Source organism: Pseudomonas folii (genome assembly GCF_014357575.1).
Lineage (GTDB): Bacteria > Pseudomonadota > Gammaproteobacteria > Pseudomonadales > Pseudomonadaceae > Aquipseudomonas > Aquipseudomonas folii.
Genome location: NZ_JACONW010000263.1, coordinates 1 through 3,730, shown reverse-complemented (window position 1 = coordinate 3,730; position 3,730 = coordinate 1). Strand labels below are relative to the sequence as shown.

Annotated in this window: 3 protein-coding genes; 1 reads left to right on the top strand and 2 read right to left on the bottom strand. The window is 56.2% G+C overall.

All coding sequences use genetic code 11. The features are described 5' to 3' along the window. Positions 1–254: 254 nt before the first annotated feature. Positions 255–506 carry a hypothetical protein gene (locus H8S59_RS26405; protein ID WP_095102075.1) on the bottom strand — a complete coding sequence of 84 codons (252 nt, stop codon included), beginning with the start codon at positions 504–506 and terminating at the stop codon, positions 255–257. A 167-nt stretch (positions 507–673) separates the two neighbouring features. Beyond that, the gene (locus H8S59_RS26400; RefSeq protein ID WP_187523317.1) at positions 674–2,224 is read right to left on the bottom strand and encodes a TerC family protein; all 1,551 of its coding nucleotides are present in this window, start codon (positions 2,222–2,224) and stop codon (positions 674–676) included. A gap of 397 nt (positions 2,225–2,621) precedes the next feature. Between H8S59_RS26400 and H8S59_RS26395 the strand changes: the two genes are divergently transcribed. Next, positions 2,622–3,728 (top strand): Gfo/Idh/MocA family protein, encoded by a 1,107-nt coding sequence (locus H8S59_RS26395; protein ID WP_095102079.1) that lies wholly within the window; start codon positions 2,622–2,624, stop codon positions 3,726–3,728. Positions 3,729–3,730: the final 2 nt, after the last annotated feature.

Sequence of the window (3,730 nt, the reverse complement as noted above, 5' to 3'; positions counted from 1 at the left end):
CCTGACTCAGCGCAACCCGGTAGGAGCGAACTGGTTCGCGAGACGGTCGAGCTGAATCACCGCAGCAAGCCCCCTCGCCAACAAGTTGCCTCCTACCTGACTCAGCGCAACCCGGTAGGAGCGAACTTGTTCGCGAGACGGAAGGCCTGAATCACCGCATCAAATCCTCTCGCCGCCAAGCCCGCTTCAGATTGTGATCACTTCAGACACAAAAAAGCCCGGCTAGCCGGGCTGTTTCTGTTCGAACCTCGCGATCAATAACGCTGATACTGCGAACCGAATTCTTTGCGGTTTTCGGCAACCACCACTTTTTTATCCAGGTTCACTGCAGCGCGGTCGAAGGTTTTGTTACCGGCACCGGCAACGTGGACTTCAGGGGTCGCAACGCTGGAACGGTCTGCAACCTGAGTAACTGCAGCGACAGTCTGGATGGGCGAAGTGCTGGCAAAAGCGCCGGTCGCGGTCAGGATCGAAAGGGCAAAGCTCAAAGCGATTGTGCGTTTCATGATGTGGCTCCAATAGTTGTTCCGAAGTGATGGGGCCAATCTAAATTCACAACCGCCTTATGAAAAACCACCCGTCAAGATACTGATTATCAGCCTCGTTGATGCTGGTGCGCGAGGTGTCTGGCTCGCGCTTCCCCAGCAACAGCGGGGCTTTTATCACTTGATGGTCACTGGGGCTTGCGTAACAGAACCCGGGTGACACGTCGCTCTTCGACGCCCACGACAGTCATGTCCCAGCCTTCCCAATCGAGCTTGTCGCCAATCCTTGGCAAGCGATCCAGCAGGCTCATCACCAAACCGGCAAGGGTCTGATAGTCCTCGGTCGCATGGGCCTGAAAACCCACCCGCTCACGCACCTGGCTCAGGTTAAGGCCGCCAGAGACAATAAAACCGTCGTCCTCGACCACTACATCCGGCCCCTCCACTTCGCTGGCATCCGGCAGTTCACCTGCGATGGATTCCAGAATGTCGGTCATGGTCAACAGGCCGATAAAATCGCCGAATTCGTTGACCACAAAAGCGATGTGGGTCGACTCTTTGCGCATCTGCTCAAGGGCGTTGAGGATCGTGAAGCTGTCCAGCAGGTTGATCGCTTTACGCGCCATGAACTCCAGGTTCGGCTCATTGCCAGCCAACAATTCCTTGAGCAACTCTTTTTTGTGCACGAAGCCCAATGGCTCATCCACACGACCGTCGCGGATCAATGGCAAACGCGAATAGGACGAATGCATCAGCCTGGTTCGCACGGTTTCCGGATCGTCAGCCAGGTCGATCAGATCCACCTCGGCCCGTGGTGTCATGGCCGAGCGAATCGGACGCTCAGCCAGTTGCAGCACACCACTGATCATCACTCGCTCACGACGGTGGAACACCGCCTCGGTCTGTTCACCTTCCAGCATGTCGGCGATTTCTTCGCCCACTTCATCGGCGTCCAGCTTGCGGCCACCCAGCAGGCGCAGTACGGCGTGGGCGGTGCGCTCACGCATAGGCCGCGCACCATGCAATGACTTCTTGCGACGCTTGCGAGCGACTTGGTTGAACAGCTCGATCAGGATCGAGAAGCCAATGGCCGCGTACAGATAGCCTTTAGGAATATGGAAGCCCAGGCCTTCAGCGGTCAGGCTGAAACCGATCATCATCAGGAAGCCCAGACACAGCATGATCACAGTCGGGTGCGAGTTGACGAATTTGGTCAACGGCTTGCTGGCGATGATCATCAGGCCGATGGAGAAGATCACGGCAATCATCATCACAGCCAGATGCTCAACCATACCCACAGCGGTAATCACTGCGTCCAGGGAGAACACGGCGTCAAGCACCACGATTTGCGCAACGATCGGCCAGAATCGGGCATACGTGCCGTTGCTGGTACGTTCGGCAACGTGACCCTCCAGTCGCTCGTGCAATTCCATGGTGGCCTTGAACAACAGGAACACACCACCGAACAGCATGATCAGGTCGCGGCCCGAGAAGCTGTGATCGAACAGTTCGAACAGTGGCGCAGTCAGCGTGACCATCCAGGAAATACTGGCCAGCAAGCCAAGGCGCATGATCAACGCCAGCGAAAGGCCAATGACCCGCGCCTTGTCACGCTGCTCGGGTGGCAGCTTGTCAGCGAGAATTGCGATAAACACCAGGTTATCGATGCCCAGCACCAGTTCCAGAACGATCAGAGTGAGCAGGCCAAGCCAGGCCGTGGGATCAGCTATCCATTCCATAGAACTATTGAATCTCTCGCAGACGGGATTTGACGGATGTTCTCAAGCCTGCCGGACGTAAAGATACGTCGGCCGCACAGGACACACTAGACGGATTATCGAGGGGGGTATTCAGACGAGCTGATCCTGAGGGGAAAGCGGGATCGGCACTGAAGTTAAAATCAAAGCAGTTAAGAGCAAAGCAACCGGGAGGTTCCTGAACGGTGTTCATACAATCCTGAGATTTATTACGGGCTGTGATCCTACAACGAGAAAGTCACTTTCCCACTCACGAAAAGTATTACAAAGATTGACATCATTTCGCCCTGTCCGGCAATTGCTTTGAACTTCCAGCGCCTGAGCATGCCCCTTCTATATGGGCCGGGCATAACGCCGGGCGATTCTGGAGACTTATCTCATGCCAGATGCACAAGGCAAAATTCGTTACGCAGTGGTTGCCGGAGGCTGGATTTCTCAAGGCGCATTCATGCCGGGCGTCGATCAGACTGATAACTCGGTGATGACTGCACTGGTGACTGGCGACCCGATCAAAGCCGATAAGCTGGCTGAGCTGTACGACCTTAAAAGCTATGACTACAGCGAATTCGACACGCTGCTCAAGTCAGGGGAAATCGATGCGATTTACCTGGCCACGCCTAATTTCCGCCATCGGGAATTTGCCGTGCCTGCACTGGAAGCCGGGATCCATGTATTGCTGGAAAAACCCATGGCGACCAGCGAAGAAGACTGCATTGCAATCACCGAAGCCGCCCAGCGCTCCGGTGCCAAGCTGATGATTGCTTACCGGTTGCATTTCGAGCCGGGCACTGTCGAGATGATCGGACGCGTACGCGCAGGTGAAATCGGCGATCCACGGTTGTTCACGGCGACCTTTGCGCAGACGACCGATCCAAAAAATCACCGCATGCAGAATGGCTACTGGGCAGGTCCTGCGGCGGACATGGGGCCGTATCCGATCAATGCGGTCCGCAACCTGTTTGATGCCGAGCCTCTGGAAGTTCATGCCGTGGCTATTCATACGCCGGGGCGCGAAATCAATACGCCGGATACTGTCAGCGTGACCCTGCGCTTCCCGGAAGAGCGACTGGCGCAATTCACCGTCAGCTACAGCCTGCCGGGCACCCAGCGCTATCAATTGATAGGCACCAAAGGCGAGTTCGAAGCATCGCCATGCTTCGGTTTTGGTGAAGGCGTCGCGATCAGTTACCGGGCAATCATCGGTGACGAAACCACAGAACATGAACATCCTGTGGTGGACCAGTTCGGCGGTCAGACCCAGTACTTCTCCGATTGCATCCTGCAAGACCGCGAGCCAGAACCCGATGGCGACGAAGGCTGGCGCGATGTGCGGGTATTGGCTGCCATAGAACGCAGTCTCGAGACCGGCGAGATTCAGAAACTCGACCCGCTGCCGAATCGTCCCGGCATCAGCATCGAACAAGCCCGCCGCTTGCCACTGGCCAAAGTGCCGGAGTACATCAATACCGATGAGCCGAATGAGTAAGA

What these genes read in the sequence shown, in the direction of transcription:
- H8S59_RS26405 (WP_095102075.1), bottom strand. Translation starts at nt 506, where the DNA reads ATGAAACGCACAATCGCTTTGAGCTTTGCCCTTTCGATCCTGACCGCG.
- H8S59_RS26400 (WP_187523317.1), bottom strand. Translation starts at nt 2,224, where the DNA reads ATGGAATGGATAGCTGATCCCACGGCCTGGCTTGGCCTGCTCACTCTG.
- H8S59_RS26395 (WP_095102079.1), top strand. Translation starts at nt 2,622, where the DNA reads ATGCCAGATGCACAAGGCAAAATTCGTTACGCAGTGGTTGCCGGAGGC.